Below are 19,405 nucleotides of genomic sequence, written 5' to 3' on the forward strand. Positions count from 1 at the left end.
AATAGTTAGGAACAGTTGTTCTGTAGCCATAACAAATAAAAAATTAAACAGATGAAAAATCAATTTATAAAGAGGATATTTTGTGCATGTGGACTAGGCTTACTGATGATATTGAGCATACCATCCTGTAAGGTAGACGAATATAATCCTAATGCGCTGGGAGAAGAAGAAGTGCTCAGAGATTTTAACGGTTTCAGATCGTTTCAATCTAATATTTATACGGGGCTTTGGGGCACCTTGATCAGTATGCCATACGGGATCGTGTCTGAAGTTGGGACCGATTTATGGACGTCACCTACGAATTCTGTAAGTAACAGACAGGTAATGGCCTATGAGGAATTTACCAATAACTTTAACCTGGTAACCAACACCTGGGATTATGCCTGGGGCTCAATTAAGGATTGTAATAAAACCATACAGATTGCGCCATTAATAAAAGATGGAAATGCTACGGATATTAAAATACTTGTAGCAGAAGCACAGGTAATGAGGGCTTATTATTATTCTGTATTGGTTGCGCAGTTTGGCGAGATTCCATTGGTTACAACTGACGATCCGGTAAAGAATTTAAAACCTGTGCGTAATAGCATTGCCGAGATTTATACCCAGATTATCGCTGATTTAACAGCCGGTGCCCAGAATTTGCCAGTGACGCCTTATCAAGGGAATCTTCAACGCGTAACCAAAAAATCTGCGCTTGGTTTACTTGCGCGCGCTTATGCACAAGGAGGTGGCGAAGGCTTAATGGAGGGAACAAAAAGTTACTGGTTGAGGGCAAAAGAAGTTGCTGAAGATCTGATTCTGAATAAAGGAGCTTATGGTGCCACCATGTACCCTGATTTTGCCCAGGTATTTGCTGCTGCTAACAATAGAAATAATGCTGAAGTTTTATTTACTGCATACGGGCTAAATCCTTATAACGCGTCATACGATGCGTTTACTGGCAATAATAAGCCCAACCTTTATTTGCATTATTATCCGTCACTTGACAATGCATTCGGTGCAGGTACAGATCTTTTCAGGAGAGCTGCCGGGTCAAATACATCAAATGCTTATTACGGACGTCTGAACCAGTCGTTTATTGCGCCTACAAAATACCTGATCAATTGCTTCAATGCAACGTATGATAAGCGTTGGGAAAATTCATTCGTTACTGCATTTACAAACTATTCGGGTGTTCAGGCAAAAACAAGTAATCCAACCCCTCCAAGTCCTGCGAATGTGACTTATGCTGACGCTACAGTTACACTTAATGCTGCAATGTGTACCAAGTATGGTATTAATCCAGCATTTATTGGACAAAAGATCTATCCATACACAGATGTTGATGCTAAAAATGCTTCAGCGAATGCGACCTGGCAATACATTCCAAAAGTATGGCCGAAAGGCGTAACTACAGGAGCAACTTCTGCTTTGGTTACTGTGGCAAATGCCAACGTGCATCCGTATCCGCTGGATGTTGATGAAGACAGGTTTTTCGCATTTTTAAGTAAAGATCAGTTAAGCCCTGCGGATAAAGCACTTCGCAAATATGCAGTGGTTAATATCAATGACCTTTTTGATCCGTCAGACCCAACTGGTGCCAAATACAAAGATCCTACAGGTAATGGATTAACGCCTGCGAATATGGCAAACCTGTTCCCGGCTTTAAGTAAGTTCAATCATAATTTTGATGGTGGCTGGCTGGGTGGTAACTTCCAGCAAAAACTGGGTAATATTATGGTCATGCGTATGGCCGAAGTTTATTTACTTGCTGCTGAAGCTACGCTTAAATCTGGTGGAAATGGAGGTGTTGCTGCGGGATATTTAAATGAGCTGCGCAAACGTGCCTGCCGGAATCCTGCCGACTTTAATGCAGGAACAGGAATGATGTTAGCTTCAGCAACGATGAACGATGTTTTTGATGAGTATGCCAGAGAGCTTTGTGGTGAATTTAACCGTTGGGCGCTTTTGAAACGTCATAGAGCATTCGAAACGCGCTTAGCGCAATATAATCGTAGGGCTTCAGCAAGCTTTAACCCAACAAAACACTACAATAGACCTATTCCTTTCTCTTTCCTGAATACAATTAATAATGGAAATGAATTTGGCAACAATGGTTACTAGTTAAATCCCATCTAAAATTGGCAAAGAGGGTATCCGTAAGGATATCCTCTTTTTTTATATACGATAGAAAAAGAATTCCTAAAGGAACCAGATGCAATGCGTAATGCTATTCCTCAATATTTTTAGTGTAAGACTGATTTTCTTTTCTACAGTTTTTATGGATATGTTTTTATGTTTGGCGATATCAATATAGCGAAGCCCTTCTTCCCGGTTCATAAAAAATATCTCTTGATAATCATCAGGAAGAGTCTGCATGATCGAGTTTATTTGTCCTTGCAGTTCATTGAGTTCTATTCTTTCGATGGTAGAGTTTTCTAATGCAATGAGTTCTATTTTAGCCAGGACGGAGACTTGATACCTTTGGTTGCTGGCCTTGTGGCGTAGATGGCTTATGCAAGCATTTTTAGTAGCGGTAAATAGGAGGCTTTTCCCATCCTTGTTTTCTTGCATGTTGTCTATCCGACCCCATACCTTCGAAAATACATCTTGTACAATGTCTTCAGCATCATCTTTATCCTTAAGATAGCTCATGGCAAAGCCAATGAGGGCTGCTCGATATTTTTCAAACAACTGATTAAAAAGCAATAATTCCTTTTTTTTACTATCTATGTTGCTACTTTCCATTTTGTATCAAACAACGTATGATGCCAGATAATCTGTAAATATAAAGCAAGCAGTTAGCCCAATAACTGCTTGCTCTATAAGATTTGCCCGCTTATTTTTTTAGATCATTAATTAAAATTTTCATAGATTCCTTCCAAACAACAGCTTGATCTGCATCCGTTTTTTTGATCAACTCATAATTTGACTCCATTTCATCAACATATTTTGCTCTCAAATCTTTGTCGGTACAACCCATTTGTAAGCGTGATCCCCAATTCCAGGTCAGCATAGGACTGGCTTTGCCTTTATTCTTTTTCATATAAGCAATAGCATGTTGAGCATAACTATTCCAATCCGCTATAAGATGATAATTTTCCATCGTAGACGTCATCTTTACATAGTCATTTTTATCAATTCCGCTAGCGTCTAAGCGCTTTAAAAATTTATCATATCCTACTTTATCTAATACTTTTTCACCATCTTTTCCACTAACAAAAGACATCGCTTTGATTAACCATAACATTTTTTCATAGCTATCTACATCTCCTTTGCCTACATTTTTTTCAAAGATTTGTTTGTTGGTCAATACTTTTTGTGCCAGCTCAGAATCCAGATCTCTAACAAATTCATTGATTAAGTAAAACGTCTTTTTGTTAGCCAGATCATTCATAGATAAGGTTTTCAAATATTCTGAAGCCAAACCAGATGCCCGTTTTCCTTCATTGGCATTAGCCAGCATGGTGATGTATTCATTCATAAAAGCAGCCGATCTTTCTCCAACTTCATATCTCTTGTGGAATGAGTTTAGACCTGTATTGGCCATTACCCCTTTGTTCAATTCCGCCAAAAATGAAGGCACACTCATATAGCCCACAAATTTATGGATGAGTTCACCATTCTTATCTATCAATAAATGAGTAGGAAAAGCCGTAGAAATGTATTTATCTCTATAAACATTAGACAAAGCGCTGTCTATATCACACTCAAAATTGATACTGATGAAGTTTTTATTTAAATACTCTACAACTTGTGGGTCTGGAAAAGTCTTTTCCTTCATCATTTTGCATGGTCCACACCAGGTCGCACTCATATCCACATAAATGGCCTTATTCTGGCTCTTTGCCATTGCAATTGCATCGTTAAGACTTAATTTTTCAAATTGTACTGTACTTGAATTTACGCTACTACTATTACTACCCATTGCAGTTGCAGAGCTACCTGCAGCACTGTTACCTGCTGCAACACTGTTGCTCATTGGAGTTGATGTTGCACTTGTTGCCATACCTGTAGCTTGTGGACTGGAACTGCTACCTGATGTAGTTTGCACATCGCTTGTAGTACCATTTTTATGCGCGGCTAATGCTTTACCTCCCAATGCCATAAAATCATCCGGAGCTTTAAAGCCATCATCTTTTAGAATTAATGCTCCCGCAGCGTTGATGTACAAATATCCAGGGAATCCAAATACTTTAAACTTCTCACATACACGGTGTGGATCTTTATCACGATCAATTTGGATACAAATAAAGTTTTGATTGTAAAAGTCAGCTACCCTATCCAGGTTAAACACATTAACAACCATTCTTTTACATGGACCACAGCCTTCAAAATGACAATCAACAAAAACGGGCTTTCCACTTGTTTTCGACATTTCTAAAGCTTGCTTATAGTCTATGTCTAAAAAGTCAATTTTCTTAGTATTGGCTTTTTTTTCAAGATCTACTTTGATGGCCGCATCTAGTATCTTACCGAAGTTCTCATAACCACCTGTTATTGCATCCCAGTGACAAGAGCCTAGTGTATTCCCTTTTTGATTTAGAAATACCGTAACCGGGTAGGATAGATTAGCAATATACTCGGTAAAACTTTCATTTTCAGGCTTCATTAGATTGATGCGAATAGGAATAAAGTTTTTCAACAAAAGGTCGGTAGTAGCTTTATCCGAAAGTACTTTGTCTATATTCTCTTTATCGATTCTCCCGGAAATGACATCAACAATTAGCCCTTTGTTTTCTTTTTTAGCTCTTTCCAGCGCTTTTTTAATATTGGTCTCCTCGAATTTTACCTGCGCAAATGTGCAAATAGGAAATAAAACCAGAAGGAATAGAATAATTTTTTTCATCTTTTTATGTTTATTTATATTACTTTTTTAATGTTAAGTCCAGAATCTTTCCGAAACCATCGAACGTTTTTTTAGCGCTTATGTTTAATTGTCCACTTAGCGGATTGAATTCATATTGTAGTAGTGTTCCTTTATCTCCTTGGTTATAGGCTATATACAAAATAGCGTTGTCATAAGCCGGATTTTCCTTATCCTTCAAAATCTTTAGAACGGAGATTTTAGCATTAACAGGTAGATCGGCTATAGATAGTTCTGCTGTTTTGTTTTCATAGTTTAAAGTATAAATTTTGTTATCTGTTGCGAAAAAGGCTAATGGACCGCGTTCTGAAACTGCCCACAGACTTTGTTTTGTAATCTGATCAGACAAGGCAGATAGCGCAATATTATGGGTACAAGTTGCGGCCATTGGATCTGTGATATCAAAACGAATGTAGTTTATCGTTCCAGTGTTTTGCTCCATAATTGCATCGATATAGTAGTCTTTTCCTTTTGCCAGGTAGATTAAATTCATTTGCGTAGCTGATATGTCTACATCCGATTGACCCAAGTTTCCCGGAGCGTAAAAGAAGGGAGTTAGGTTTCCAAAATTGTCGTATTCAAACCTTTGAAGTGTTTTGTTGAATACCACATTGCTATATAATCTAAAGGTTTGCCTATCGGTTGGAATAGTCATCATATATGGTGCGTATGCCATACCAGCTTCGCTTAATTGTGCAAACTTAGGAACTGACGGGCCGCTGGTATAGTCAATACTAAATACTTGTTCATTCTGTACAAGGTATTCTGTTTTATTGCTGCCATTCATATGGCCTTGAGGCATAAAACTACCTTCAAGGGGAAAAGCAAAGAGGGCCTCTTTGTTGCTATGTTCCCATTGATGAGTCCTATAGTTGATTTGGGTTGCTCCATTCGCAGATATGGCAAATATTTGATTACTGTAAGTCGGGGCATTTACTTGCCTCAACCATAATTGGGTTGGATTTTCAACAGGATGAGTTGGGTTGAGACTGGAATATATCTGATGACGTACACCCATTTTATTACTGGGTAGACCAAGATTCATTTCCACAGTCCGTACCGAACTGTATTCACCCCGCTTGTTTCCATCTTCCTGGTACACAAGTAGTCCATTGATGGATTCTACCTCTATTATAAATTCCGAAAAGTAGGCGTCTCCATTATTTCTGTTGGTCAGCTTTCTATAGAGCTTGTATTTACCTGGTCCTTTAGAGAAGCTTTGATCAAAGTCTTTGGTTAAAGCTATTTGCGCCGAAGATTCGGGCATTGCTCCAGGTTTGAGAATAGGATCTATCTCATACATCATCCATTGATAGACCGGATCAACACCTCCTGCGATATCTTCATTGAAGCTGATCTGTAATCGATCATTTGTATTGATAATCAGCTTAGCTATGTCTTGGGGAGGTATAGGATTCCCATTGATCTGTATGGTATATCCTTTGCTACTGACTCCTGGTATCTCGTGTAACTCATAGTTGCCTTTATCTTTAACACAGCTCAATAGAACTGTCATGATTACAACCAGATTTGTTACCTGTAATAGTATTTTCTTCATGCTTTTAAGGTTTAATTTGAGGCTCGAATTTAGTCCCATGGATCAAATCGGAAGGCCAATGGTACATCTCCGTATTTATGTTCATACTTAGCTGGATTGAGATTGTAGTCCTCTATTTTCTTATTTAGATATTTGCTAATGTTATTTAGATCTCCATATAAAATGTCAGCTAAATCATAATAGCCCATCATATCGTAAAAGAATTGGTATTTAGCTTTTGTACACCTACCTAAAACGTAGGCTGCGAAAGAATTATTCACCCAATTGGTAGGTATGCCATCGGATAGGTTGATGCGAGCCCTGGTGGTATCGGGCACCTCAAACAGCTCATCAGCAACCAGACTTAAAGCAATGTTCTTCTGCGTATCCATAAGTGTTGGGTTTCGAATTATCTTACAAGGAACAAGCACATAATGTGCCCCAGCTGGCAACACCACATTTTCATTTAGTTCGTAGTCGCTGCCTTTTGTTGCAGAACCCGCTACCTTGATTTTTATTTTTCGATCTTCTTTGCCTGGTATTCCCTGCAAGCGAACCATAAAATTGATAGTGGTTTCTTGCAGATCAGTAAATCCAAATGAAACGTTTCGAACTGAGTCCATATCATTTTCAGGAGTACTTCTCTCATCCATTTTAACACCAATAAATAGTGCAGATTTCCCTGTGAACAAATCGATTTCATCTTCTTTGCACGAAAATGCCATGCTGATTGTGAAGATTAGAAAGCAGCGTGTTATTATCTTCTTCATAATTTTTTTGTTTAAGGTTGTGTGTTAGTTTGGTCGTGGTCTGTCACCAAAGTTGATTTCATCTGCTGGCATTGGTAATATATATTTGAATTGCTGGCTCCAACCACCTGCATTTAATGCGTTATGTCGTTTGTAATAATAAAACAGCTGTCCTTCTCCAAAAAACTCTTTTTTGTATTCCTTATAAATTTCCGCTTTTAGCATTTCCGGATCCAGATTTACCAACGCTGCGGGAATATTACGCGCCTGCCTTACTTTATTCAAATAACCTGCGGCTTCAGTTAGGTTTTCGGCCGTTTCTGCAGCTATATAATACATTTCTGAGATGCGGATCATGGGCATTTTGTAAGTGTATTTTTTCAATGGATCTACCTGCCAGAGTTTAGAAGGTACCGATTGTACAGTGCCATCTGTTTCGAAGAACTCTTTGCGGTAATCGGCATAGCCTTCAAATAAGTCTGTCAGTGGCTCGCGGGGAATTAATGCCAACCCACCTTGTACCTGACTTACATAGCCGGTAATAAAAGATTGAAGCGAACGGATATTTAAGGTAAATACCTGCTCTGTTGAAAAAGTTCTATCACGCTTGTTGCGCTCTACATTTGTAGCATCTACCGCCTGGACAAATGGAAACAATCCTTTAATCTGCTGTGCATCAATAACCTCTTTTGCACAATTAAAAGCTTCCCTATCTGAATTGCCACGGTAAAGGTAGGCGCGTGCCATAAGTCCTTTTGCCGCAAAGTAATTGAGATGATACTGTCTGTTTTTAAAATATAGATCGGTTAAAGGTTTGCCCGTAAGTATAGGATCGGCCTTTAATAGTTTTTCGGCATTGGTTAAGTCGATCAATAATTTATCCATAAAAGCATCATAGGATAGTGATTGGGACGTGTTTTTGCTGAATTCATCAACATAGGGCAACCATTTTTCAGTTTCGTTGTTTGCTATTTTGTGGGGAGCATACAGACGCAGCAAATCCAGATGTAAAAAGGCACGGATGGCTAAAGCTTCTCCTTTGATCAGTGCGTGGGAGGTTTCTGAGGTGAAAACGGGCTCATTCTTATCAATGAAAGCAAGGATGTTGTTTACATTCGCAATGGCATTAAATTGCTTATTCCATATGGCATTACTTAGCTGTAAGCTTTGGTCGATCTTAAACTCGAAGTATTGTGTGTAAAAATAAGGACTCATTTCATGTAGTGGTCCATATTGTTGTGCTATAACATCAGTTAAGCCGAATGTAAGTTCGCGACCATATAGTTCGGCCTCACTCATTAAGGTATACACTCCACTTAAAGCCTCTTGAAATCCCCTTTCTGTTGAGAACAGCTGTGTAGCTTCTGTCTCATTTTCAGGAAGCACATTCAGCCATTTTTTGCAGGCATAAAATTGGGATAAAATAGTAAGTATGAATATGCTTACAATAATTTGTCGTGTAATTTCTTTGTATTTCATAATTCAGATCTATTTTAAAATGTTGCCTGGATGGAACCTATAAATGATTTTGCATAAGGATAGGAGGTACCGCGTTCAGCTTTAACAGTAGAGAACCTTAGCAAATCGTTCATCGCAAATGATACCCTTAGTCTTTCCAGGAGCCTAGCATTCTTTATAAAATTTGTATGGCGAAAATCATATCCAATATTAAGTGAGGATAATTTTAACTCATTGTTGTCTTGAACAAATCTGGAGGAAGGCATAGTTGGACTGCCATTTCTGGATAGTCTTTTATATTTTGCCGGTATACCAGGAGTTTCGGGGTTCCATCTTTCTGTAAATACCCGTTGATCTACGTTGTATTGTAAGTCGGCGTTTTCTACCTGATTTACCAGCGTTTGATTATAGTCTTGGCCTCCTATTCTGTAGGAAATATTGGTAGATATAGACAGTCCCTTATAATCCAGATTAAATCCTAATGTACCTTGAACTGTTGCTAACGCATCACCAAGTACAACTTTATCTGCTGTATCCCATATATAGGTTCTGGTTCCATCTTTTTTCAAAAACACTTCCATCCCATTAAAAGGATCAATACCTAAAGAGCGTACACCCCAAATTGCACTTAACGATTCTCCTTCAGCATATTCTACCCTGGGCTGTTTTTTCCAACTGTTTTCCGGGTTGGGATCGATATCCGATTGATTCTTGTCGGTAGCATCATTAATGGCTGATAATGCATCTCCTATTTTTAACAATTTGTTTTTGTTATGGGCCAAATTTCCAAATACCGATAATTGGATATCTTGCTTCGTATTGGATATCAGGAGCACGTTTGCCCTTACTTCAATACCTTTATTTTCTGATTTACCCAAATTCTCGGTATAGTTATCGAATCCGGTTGATGGTACCACTTTGATTGGCGTTAGCAAATCTGATGTGGTTTTGGTATAAAAATCGAATGATAGGTTAAAGCGCTTAAATACAGATAGATCTGCGCCTATATTTTTATCCAATGTTTGTTGCCATTTCAGTTCCGGATTACTCAAAGCCAGTAGGTTAGCACCGATCACATCATCATATACACGGTCGTTGAAATAGGCATAGGTAGCCATGGCAAGGTAGGACTCAAAGTTTTGAGAGCCGGTGTAACCATAGGATCCTCTGATTTTTAGGTTGTTAATAATGGAACTTTCTTTTAAGAAATTCTCTTGATGAATATTCCAGCCCGCACCAACAGACCAGAAGTGTCCCCAACGATTATTTGCACCAAATAGGGAAGAGGCACTGGCCCTATAGTTGGCATCCAAAAGGTATCTTGAATCATAAGAGTAATTCGTTGAAGCAACTATACCCAACTCCCGTGCTTTAGTGTCTTTACCAAAGGGTTTATCATTTTCCATGTATTGCCTGGCTTGTGATATCGAAGTTGCATTATCTGCAAAACCCTGTCCTTTAAAACTCTCCATCTTGCTTTGGTTTTCTGAAACAGTATATTGGTTGTTAAAGAAAATCAAGTGCTTTCCAATCAATTTGGAATAGCTTAGTCCAACATCTGAGGATAGATTGAATCGGTTTTCATGTGATTTTGTATATTCTCCGCGTTTGTAATAAGCATCGTTTGCAGCATCTGGTCGCACTGCACGAAAATTATATGGAGAATTTGGATCTAAAGTCGCGTAATTGGACGGATAAAACAGATCTCCATCAGTTTTTAACTTAGTAATGCCAAGACGGCCAGTTAGCCTAAAGCCTTTTGGTAGTGCCCACTCGACATAAAAGTTGTTGGTTAGATCAAGATATGCTGTTTGGTTTAAGTACCTGGTATTGGCATTGAGCATAGGGTTATATATAGAGAACTCCTGATCAATGATCCCATCTCCATCAAGATCTGTAGCATGATACCTATCGTACACACCAAGGATGGGGATTAAGTGATCTCTTTCATCCTTCATTTTCCAATATGGGTTCATTTTTGAATAGTCTTCAAACGAGCCATAGGGAGATTCCTTGCCCTTATTAGATATAATAGAAAGCTGCTCTCTGAAAATGAGGTTTTTATAGCGGTATTGGAAACTAAAACCTCCCTCAAGGCTATTTCTGCTTGATCCCTTCATTACTCCTGCAATGTTATTGTATCCAACATTGAGGCTATACAAGACACTTTCATCCCCTCCATCTAATGATAGTGAATGTTTGTTTCCTATTCCTACCTGTGTAGGTTGAGCTAGCCAATCGGTATTCACACCTTTAAGGATATCGCTATGTATGGCCTGATATTTTTGGTCGAGGGCCAATTGTTGTTCCGGATAAGGGGAAGAGAACATACCTGCCAAGCGCTCGACTTCAAGTTTCTGACTTGCGTTGGTTAGTCTATAATCGCTTAGTACAGGAGCTTGTATATTTAAATCTGCCTTATAGGAAATGAGTAGCTTTCCCGGCAATGGCTTTTTTGTCTCAATTACGATTACTCCATTTGCTCCTTTTGAACCATAAATTGCTTTTGCTGTAGCATCTTTTAATAAAGTGATACTCAAAATCCGGTTGATGTCCATATCAAAAACCCGTTCAATAGATTGTTCAAAGCCATCGATGATAAAAAGTGGTTGATTGGGACTAGAAGTATAGCGCGCTTTCATGTCTGAAAAAGATGAAGCACCTCTCATTTGTATATCGGGAATAGCATTAGGATTGGATCCCAATTGATCATTTACCAATAATTGAAAAGATGGATCTAAGCGTGATATCGCTTCAATGATGTTTAAGCTACCAGTACGTTCAAGATCTACGGCTTTAAGCGTGTTAACTGCACCAGTATAGGTACTTTGCTTACGGGTAAACATACCTGTAACTACCGTTTCATCCAGTGCCGTTGCGACTGGATTTAAATGGACGGCAACGTTGGACTGATTCCGAATCGGAACATTTGTTGGCTTATATCCAATATATGATACCGTCAACGAGCTCTCAGTCGCATCTACAGGTATACTAAAGCTACCATCCGCTTGGGTGATTACCTTGGTAGGACTGGAGGGACTAGATATGGTAGCACCTGCCAATGGTTGCTTGGTTAATGCGTCAATGACATGTCCACTCAGTTTTTTTACACCAGGTGCAGAACTTGTCGGACTTTCATTAACCGGGGTTTTTTGTTGTCGAAAAATAGAAATAATCCCTTTTTCAATTTTATAACCAAGGCCAATAGGTTTTAGGCTTTCCTCCAGAATCTGATTGAGCGGTTTATTTTTGGCTTGGTAGGTAATCCTTTGATTTTCATCTAAATCAGAGCTGGTAAATACCAACTCTAATTTGCTAAGTTTTCCGATCTTGGTGATGAATTCTTTGATGGAAATGTTCTTAACAGAGATGGTAATACGTTCTTCTTGTTGCTGCACAAGCCCTGCGGCTTGCGAGTTGAAGACAATTGTAAAGAGGAGTAATATGGTCAGTATTGCTTTAGGCCCCTTTGACAAAAGTTTTTTGTAAAAGCGAGTTGATTGGTTCATAATTAGGTTTAGCGGTTCATCATTAGGTTATTGGTTCATAGTTGAATTGTTAAAATTTAATGCTGCGGTTTTTGTCATGGACTTACATTGATGACATTACCGCTTTTTTTGAATTTGATATGATTTGTTCGTTCCAGCGCAACAAGGATATCTTCGATTTTTCTGTCTTTTTTTATTTTAATGTATATTGGAATTGATTTGAGTGCTGTACTGCTGTATTCAAATTCTACCGAATACCATTTTTCTAGTTCGGTCAATACTTGCGCTAAACTTCGATCGTCAAAAAGAAATAGACCTTCTTTCCAGGCCAATACTTCCTCCGGATCAAATGCTGATACTTTTATGGGTTCGTTTTTTCGAAGTCGGGCTTCTTGACCAGGAGCAAGGGTTAGCACCTGATCTTCTTTAGCTACTTGTACCTTCCCCTCAATTAATGAAATTGCATCTGCACCCGCATCTTTATAGGATTTAATGTTAAAATGAGTTCCCAGCACCTTTACTTCTCCTTGATTGGTTTTTACTATAAAAGGCTTCTTTTTGTCCTTAGCGACCTTAAAAAAGGCCTCGCCAGATAAGGTTACTATACGACTATTGTCGGTGAATTTGGTCGGGAATATCAGTTTGCTATCTGCATTGAGCGTTACGGTTGTTCCGTCTATTAGGTCTATATCGTAGGTCTTTCCTTTGGGCACGATTAAGGTGTAGTCATTTTGCAAGGCCTGGTTTTTTACTTCCGGAATACCAAAGAGCTTACTTATTGCAGTACGGGGAACTTTTTTGTTTTTTTCTAGTTTTTCCGAAAGCTGATAGCTTTTGTTACCCGAAATGAGCATGATCTTGTCAACTGGTGTTTTGAGCGAAGTAGGGTTACCGGATTTCCAGAAAGTCAACGTGATGGTTGTCAATATCACAATAGCAGCGGCCACGCTGCCCCATTGAAACATCCTATATGTTTTTTGTTTTGGTTTGCTTTTAGGATTATACTGTTCCAGTATGTTTTGTAGCGTGTCTACATCCCTAAGTTTTACATATAACTCCTCATTGGCTTTAGATTCTTGAATCCAGTCATACAGAATTTTGGATTCCTCTTCGTCAAGCGTCCCATGTAGGGATTTCGTAATTAATTCTTTCAAAAGTATATTTTTCAAGGTTAGCTTCTTTTAGTTCGTATTGCCTTTATTGGGGGTAATACGCAAAGCCCCCGGCCTTACCCTACGCTAAAAGAAAAAAAATATATTAGGAAGTCCTCCATCATAGAAAGCAAAATAGTACCGAACTGCAAAACATTTTGTGGAATGGTACTGTTTTGTCGCATTTAAGCCATTAAACCTAGCTCAGAGCTAACAATTGCCTGTTAGCTGACAATAGATTCCCGAAATTAGAAACACGCTACGTAGATTATTTATATTTTAATGCAAATAAAGCATTGTAAATAGTCAATTTAATAGTAGTTAACAGTTCTTGCTTTTAGCAACTTACATATATTAATTTAATGTGTTATTGATTACCGCTCATCTAGTGTTAGTGCACTGGCCTGGATGATTTCTTAAATGAGTTTTTCTAATTTCTATGGGAAACTAAATGAGTTAATTACCTTAAAAACTAACCAAATGAACTATGTAAAAAACGTTACTCTTTCCTAAAGTCCAGATATAGCGATCCTGCTATTGGCGGCCAAGTATTTATTAAAATTACAAACACTCAATTCTATTAATTTCAATACTATGTGTATTAAATTACCACTATTGTTATGTGCATCGCTATGCATTAATTTTTCTTACGTCTATGGGAAAGAACCGGATAAAAGTCCGTTTCAGGTGTCTGTAAGAGATACCTCAAAGCTGAGTATAAAGAAAAAACTTATAAAGGAAGCAGGTGCAGCTGTATCATCATACAAGCTCGCTGAAATTCCTGCTGTTTCATTGCAACAGTACCTTAAGGGACAGGTCCCCGGCCTTAATATTCAGGAGCCAAGCGGAGAGCCTGGAACGGTACAAAACATGTTTCTGAGGGGCATTTCTTCTCCCTTGATATCTCCGGCAGATGTATTACAACAACAACCGCTAGTTGTGCTGGATGGGATACCTCTTATCGGGGAACATCCTTTTGCTTACGATATCCAGTTGTACAATTACAATCGGATAGGCACGGCAACAAATCTTCTGACGAATATTGACATGAACAATATTGAAGAAATCAAAGTATTGCGTGATCTATCTGCAGTTGCCATGTATGGACCTAACGCTGCCAATGGTGTAATTGTCTTGACTTCCAAAAAGGCAGGTAAAATCAGGAGAATCAGCATTAACAGTTATTTTGGCTTTGCTCCGAGACCAAACGTAGCTACTTTAAATGCTTCGTATGAAAACGCATTCAGAAAGCAGTTTTATGATCGGTATACGGCAAATGGGCGGTATTCTGATGAAGATATTTACCCGCAATACTTGAGCGATTCTTCGAGTACCATATACAATGGCCCATCGAATTGGACAGATAATTATTATCGGAACGCAATGGTTCATAGCATTTCGGCAGATCTCTCAGGCGGAAGTGAGCGGGCAAATTTCAGGTTTTCGGGCGGCAACATGCGGAATCAGGGAATTGCTGATTCTACCGGGCTGGATCGGTACAACGTGATGTTCAATATCAACATGAAGCCGCTGGAGTGGCTTACCGCTTCGCTAATGATCAATGCCAATCGTTTGGAGCGTGCCAGGAATCGGAACTTACGGGACCGGTACGCGCAAACCAACTATATTCCTTCGCTGGCTATGCCACTCGCACCTAACAAGGAGGTGTACCAGCAATATGTTAGCCAGTTCAATAATGGGTTCGATAATAACGTCAATACCATGCTGGATGGTTATGGAAAGTTGATGGTAAACTTGAAGAATTTACAAATATCATCAGGAATAGCAGTTGATTATAATGAAGCTAACCGAGACATCTTTTTTACAAAGCCAGTTATGGAAGGCAACAATTATGCTTCAAATTATTTTGGATATAATCAACGGCTGCTTTTTGAAAATGTGATTTCTTACTCGAAACAATTTGGGGCAGCTCATCACCTGAAATTAATCGGAGGCCAGGTGATACAATGGGATCTTTCAAAATACAATTATGGTTATGGCTATAGGGGAGTAAATGATTTGATTAAATTAAATCTGATTGATAATGAACTTACGGCAAAGTCGTTTCCTGCTAATCTATTGTTTAAGTTTTTAGATAAGACAAGTCATAACCTCTTTTCAGTTTATGGCCATGGCTCCTATGAATTCAAAGATAAATACAGCCTTTCGCTGCTCTTGAGGGGCGATGCCTCGTCAAATGCCCAGCCTACCAGCAGATGGTTTTTCTCTCCGGTATTGTCCGCAGGTTGGAATGTTAAAAACGATTTGTTATCAAACCAAAACAATATTTCAGCATTAAACCTGAGATTGAGCGCTGGCCGTCTGGGCAAATTAAATGCTTTTGATAATTATGGGCAGGGACCTCAGTATACATCAAATATCGGATATACTGGTAATGTAACCCTACCTGGATTCAATGGCTATTCAACACTTTCCCGCCCTTATAATTCTGGTTGGGTAGGATATGGCATTCCCTGGGCCTATACCGATCAGGTGAATTTTGGGATTGATTTTGGGATAAATAACGATCGCTTGCAGGGTAGTCTGAATGTATATACAAAAACAGATAAAAATCAATTGTTACGTATACCAGCCTATGCAGAATATGGGTACAAAGCTGCCATAGAACCTGGTTTGTCTGTGAATAATAAAGGGGCCGAGTTATCATTGAGTTATGCTCCTTTTCAAGCCGGCAATAGTGGTTTTTCATGGACATCTTCCTTCAATATCAGCTATAACGCTAATAAATTGCTGGCTTTGCCAGGTGGACTCAACGAAATGGTTATCGGCAACAGTCTTTTAAGGGTAGGCGAGGCAGTGGATCGTTATTGGTTGCTTTCCAATGAGGGGATATATAATTCTGTCAATGATATTCCTGTTAGCAATGGCACAACAATGAAATATACCGGAACCACACTTCAGCCAGGAGATCCTAAGTGGAAGGATCAGAATGGAGATAACGAGATCGATAATAAGGATAAAACTTTATATGGTCATAGTCAGCCGGTATCGGTTGGCGGTTTCAATAATGATTTCAAATTGGGAAAATGGTCATTGAGCATGAATTTTTATTTCAACCTGGGTCGTAGTGTGCTGAATCAACAGATGGCCAATTCTCTGGATTTTATTAACCGCGAGGGAAGTAATGCCATAGAGTCTGTAAAGGAGATCACATTTTGGGAAAAAAGAGGAAACAGAAACGATTATCCGCTATATAACCCATGGAGCAATGTAATTCCATACCGTATTGATCAGGATTTATTCGTGGAGAATGCATCTTTTCTAAAAATGCGGACGCTTTCAGTAGGTTATGACCTCACCTCGGCACTGGGTAAGGGGAAAATGAAAATCAATAGCCTTTATATATATGCCATGGCAAATAATCTTTTTACCCTAACCCAATATAAGGGCCTGGATCCTGAATTGGTGTCTTATACCGGTTACGACACAGGATATGGAATGCCTCTTCCCAGAACTTATACCCTTGGATTAAAAATGAACTTGTAATGAAAAGAAATATAAAATTAATGGCTGTTCTACTGCTTTTTATATTGATAGGCAGCTGTAAGAAAATAACAGATGTTCAATCAACCAGGGCAGTTGGTGAAGTGAATATGTGGAATAAACTCGAGGATACCCGGGTAGCATTATTAGGCATATATGGATTAACACGCGCCGCAATGGTAGATAATAATGCCCATTGGATTTATGGCGACTTAAGGGGTAAACAATTTGTTAGCACCTCCAGACAGGACCTTAAAGCGGTTACGGATAACAGGCTAAAGGCTTCCTATCAAACACTGGATGAACTTTCTAACTGGCGCAGATGGTACGCGGTAATTAATGCAGCAAATATCTTTCTCGAACGAGTAAATGATGTTAAAAAGGCTGATAAACGTTACACCGTCAATAATATGGAGGTTGATATCGCTCAGGCTCGTTTTCTCAGGGCTTTTGCTTACTTCTATATGGTGAGGGTATGGGGGGATGTGCCACTTATTATTTCCTCTCATGATGGCGAGTTTGAAAATAAGACTCAAAATAGTGGCGCTGAGGTACTCGCCTGGGCGGAGCGGGAATTGGTTGCGGTGATGGATATATTGCCAAATAAATATGGAGAAAATGATCCAAAGCAACCGGGACTCTATTACGGTGAGAACCTTGGCAGATGGACTGGGTCATTGGCCCGTCGCGTATCAGCTTATGCTGTTCTGGCCCACATTGCAGCCTGGCAGGGGGAATATCCGAAGGTAGCTACCTACACAACAAAAATGATCAATGAGGCTGGTAGTGCCGAGATTGGCTTGACTAGTGTAGATAATCTGACTAGTTCAGGGGAATTTTTTTCAGCAAAACGACACACCCATTTATTGGGATTCAATTTTACTTTTCAGCATGGGGAAGGCGGAATGTCTGGTCACATAGAAGAGCTCACACTTGCATTTCCATTTGTGAATAAAGCAATCCCTGATATCTATATGCCAAAGGACTCTATCCTTAAGGTTTTTAATGAAAAGAAAGATACCCGATTCGGTCAGGATACCCTGGGCCGTCCAACTACCGATCGTTACTTCTATAATTTCGACGCCAGATATCCGATTTTTAGTAAAATCAAAGTTATAATGGGGGGATCAGCTTCAACTTCAACATCCGATGCCAAGTTTAGCTTTTTTTCAAGTGTTGCTCTTTTTACACGTCTGGAAGATGTTTATCTCCTGCGTGCAGAAGCTAATTCTGTACTTGGTGACCGCCAAGCTGCCATTAACGACTTGAATGTGATCAGATCAAACCGGGGACTTCCAAATTATGCCGAAGCAACAAACGGATTAGTGATTGATGCCATTTTTAAGGAGAGAAAAAGGGAGTTGATGGGAGAGGGGCATTACTGGTATGATCTAATACGTTACAACAAGATCCGACATAATAACAGTGCTTTTACAGAGCTGATTAACTCCGGTGGTATATACTGGCCTGTAGCTGAGCAATTATTGCAACAAAATAAATTGTTAACTCAAAATCTTTATTGGAAATAATGGAAATCAATCGTATTAAAAAGCAATTGTTCCTAATTGGAATGATCGCTATAGCCATCATTGCTTGTCGCAGAGACTCCGGTTTTTACGATCACAAGGCATTGAGTCAGACAGTTCCGGTAAATACCTATGATTATCTGAAAAGCAAAAAAGGAATATTTGATTCCATGGTGCTGGTTATTGATCGTTTGGGACTTCAAACGACACTCAGGGATAGCAATATCACAGTTTTTGCGGTTACCAATTCGAGTTTTCGTTTGGCTGTAACTAACCTGAACAATACGCGCAAATTGGCCGGAAAACCACCCTTGAATTTATCAGGCATGGACTATATCCAGCTGGACACGATTATGACGCAATACATCATGCGAGGTAAAATTACTACTGAGGATATGAAAGACCAGGATGGCTTGCTTTTACGAGGTGTGCGATATGGCTATCAAATGAATGCGAGACTAAAGACTAATGCGACTTCCGGTTTTGAAAATGGTGGGCCTAAGACCATTATTTACAGCGATACAAGATGGACCCAGTTTCAACGTAGCTGGGCGAGTACCAGCACAAGCTCTACCAATATTATCGCTACGAATGGCATAGTACATACCATCAATCAGGACCACATTGCCGGATTTCAGGATTTTGTAAAGCGCTTTACGCTAAATTTTCCTCCTAAAAATTACTTCAAATTGTATGGTGGGAAGTTAACTGTTTCAGCGGAAGCACCGGATAGTCCCTACCCAGAAAAATCTTATTTTATGGTAGATGGATCGGCAATCACGAAGTTTCTAAACACTAATGCTTTAGTTACGAAGCCTTTTTGGATCAATATTGAATTTCCGACAGCTCAAATATGTAATGCCTACGCTTTCACTTCTGCTAATGACAACGCAGGAAGGAATCCTAGAAACTGGAATCTTCAGGGCTCACAGGATATGGTGACCTGGGAAAAGCTGGATCAGCAAATCAACCAGGATTTTCCTGAGTTTTTCATGCAGAAAGTTTACCGCTTTCAAAATACTAAAGCTTATAAGTATTACCGCATGAACATTACTGAAAATAACGGGAGAGCAACGGAGTTGCAAATAGCTGAATATATCCTTGGCTTTAAACTATAAACAGATCAAAAAATACAAATTACAG

The 19,405-nt window shown here is 39.1% G+C and carries 11 protein-coding genes; 4 read left to right on the top strand and 7 right to left on the bottom strand.

Translation table 11 applies throughout. The features are described 5' to 3' along the window. Positions 1-51 precede the first annotated feature (51 nt). Positions 52-2,106, top strand: coding sequence for a RagB/SusD family nutrient uptake outer membrane protein (locus B9A18_RS10620; protein ID WP_084289265.1), 2,055 nt, complete (start codon positions 52-54; stop codon positions 2,104-2,106). 78 nt (positions 2,107-2,184) lie between these two features. Here B9A18_RS10620 and B9A18_RS10625 read toward each other — a convergent pair whose 3' ends face one another. The 7 genes from B9A18_RS10625 to B9A18_RS10655 all read right to left on the bottom strand — a co-directional run bounded on the left by B9A18_RS10625 (position 2,185) and on the right by B9A18_RS10655 (position 13,250). After that, positions 2,185-2,730, bottom strand: a complete 546-nt coding sequence (locus B9A18_RS10625; RefSeq protein ID WP_084289266.1) for an RNA polymerase sigma-70 factor — start codon at positions 2,728-2,730, stop codon at positions 2,185-2,187. Between the two features lie 91 nt (positions 2,731-2,821). After that, positions 2,822-4,831: a thioredoxin family protein gene (locus tag B9A18_RS10630; protein WP_084289267.1), complete on the bottom strand. Its 2,010-nt coding sequence runs from the start codon at positions 4,829-4,831 to the stop codon at positions 2,822-2,824. A 19-nt stretch (positions 4,832-4,850) separates the two neighbouring features. After that, the gene (locus B9A18_RS10635) at positions 4,851-6,407 is read right to left on the bottom strand and encodes a hypothetical protein (protein WP_144009456.1); all 1,557 of its coding nucleotides are present in this window, start codon (positions 6,405-6,407) and stop codon (positions 4,851-4,853) included. Positions 6,408-6,436: 29 nt separating this feature from the next. Then, the gene (locus B9A18_RS10640; RefSeq protein ID WP_084289269.1) at positions 6,437-7,156 is read right to left on the bottom strand and encodes a DUF4843 domain-containing protein; all 720 of its coding nucleotides are present in this window, start codon (positions 7,154-7,156) and stop codon (positions 6,437-6,439) included. Between the two features lie 24 nt (positions 7,157-7,180). Beyond that, positions 7,181-8,614: a RagB/SusD family nutrient uptake outer membrane protein gene (locus B9A18_RS10645; protein WP_084289270.1), complete on the bottom strand. Its 1,434-nt coding sequence runs from the start codon at positions 8,612-8,614 to the stop codon at positions 7,181-7,183. Between the two features lie 14 nt (positions 8,615-8,628). Continuing rightward, positions 8,629-12,102 carry a SusC/RagA family TonB-linked outer membrane protein gene (locus tag B9A18_RS10650; protein WP_084289271.1) on the bottom strand — a complete coding sequence of 1,158 codons (3,474 nt, stop codon included), beginning with the start codon at positions 12,100-12,102 and terminating at the stop codon, positions 8,629-8,631. Between the two features lie 74 nt (positions 12,103-12,176). Further along, positions 12,177-13,250 (bottom strand): FecR family protein, encoded by a 1,074-nt coding sequence (locus B9A18_RS10655; RefSeq protein ID WP_144009457.1) that lies wholly within the window; start codon positions 13,248-13,250, stop codon positions 12,177-12,179. Between the two features lie 576 nt (positions 13,251-13,826). Here B9A18_RS10655 and B9A18_RS10660 point away from each other — a divergent pair. The 3 genes from B9A18_RS10660 to B9A18_RS10670 are packed head-to-tail and all read left to right on the top strand — an operon-like array spanning position 13,827 to position 19,380. After that, the gene (locus tag B9A18_RS10660; RefSeq protein ID WP_084289273.1) at positions 13,827-16,739 is read left to right on the top strand and encodes a SusC/RagA family TonB-linked outer membrane protein; all 2,913 of its coding nucleotides are present in this window, start codon (positions 13,827-13,829) and stop codon (positions 16,737-16,739) included. Then, positions 16,739-18,265, top strand: coding sequence for a RagB/SusD family nutrient uptake outer membrane protein (locus B9A18_RS10665; protein WP_084289274.1), 1,527 nt, complete (start codon positions 16,739-16,741; stop codon positions 18,263-18,265). The genes B9A18_RS10660 and B9A18_RS10665 overlap by 1 nt, the downstream gene beginning before the upstream one ends. Next, positions 18,265-19,380 (top strand): fasciclin domain-containing protein, encoded by a 1,116-nt coding sequence (locus tag B9A18_RS10670; protein WP_084289275.1) that lies wholly within the window; start codon positions 18,265-18,267, stop codon positions 19,378-19,380. Before B9A18_RS10665 ends, B9A18_RS10670 begins: the two co-directional genes overlap by 1 nt. Positions 19,381-19,405 lie beyond the last annotated feature (25 nt).

The organism is Pedobacter nyackensis (genome assembly GCF_900176505.1).
Taxonomy (GTDB): domain Bacteria; phylum Bacteroidota; class Bacteroidia; order Sphingobacteriales; family Sphingobacteriaceae; genus Pedobacter; species Pedobacter nyackensis.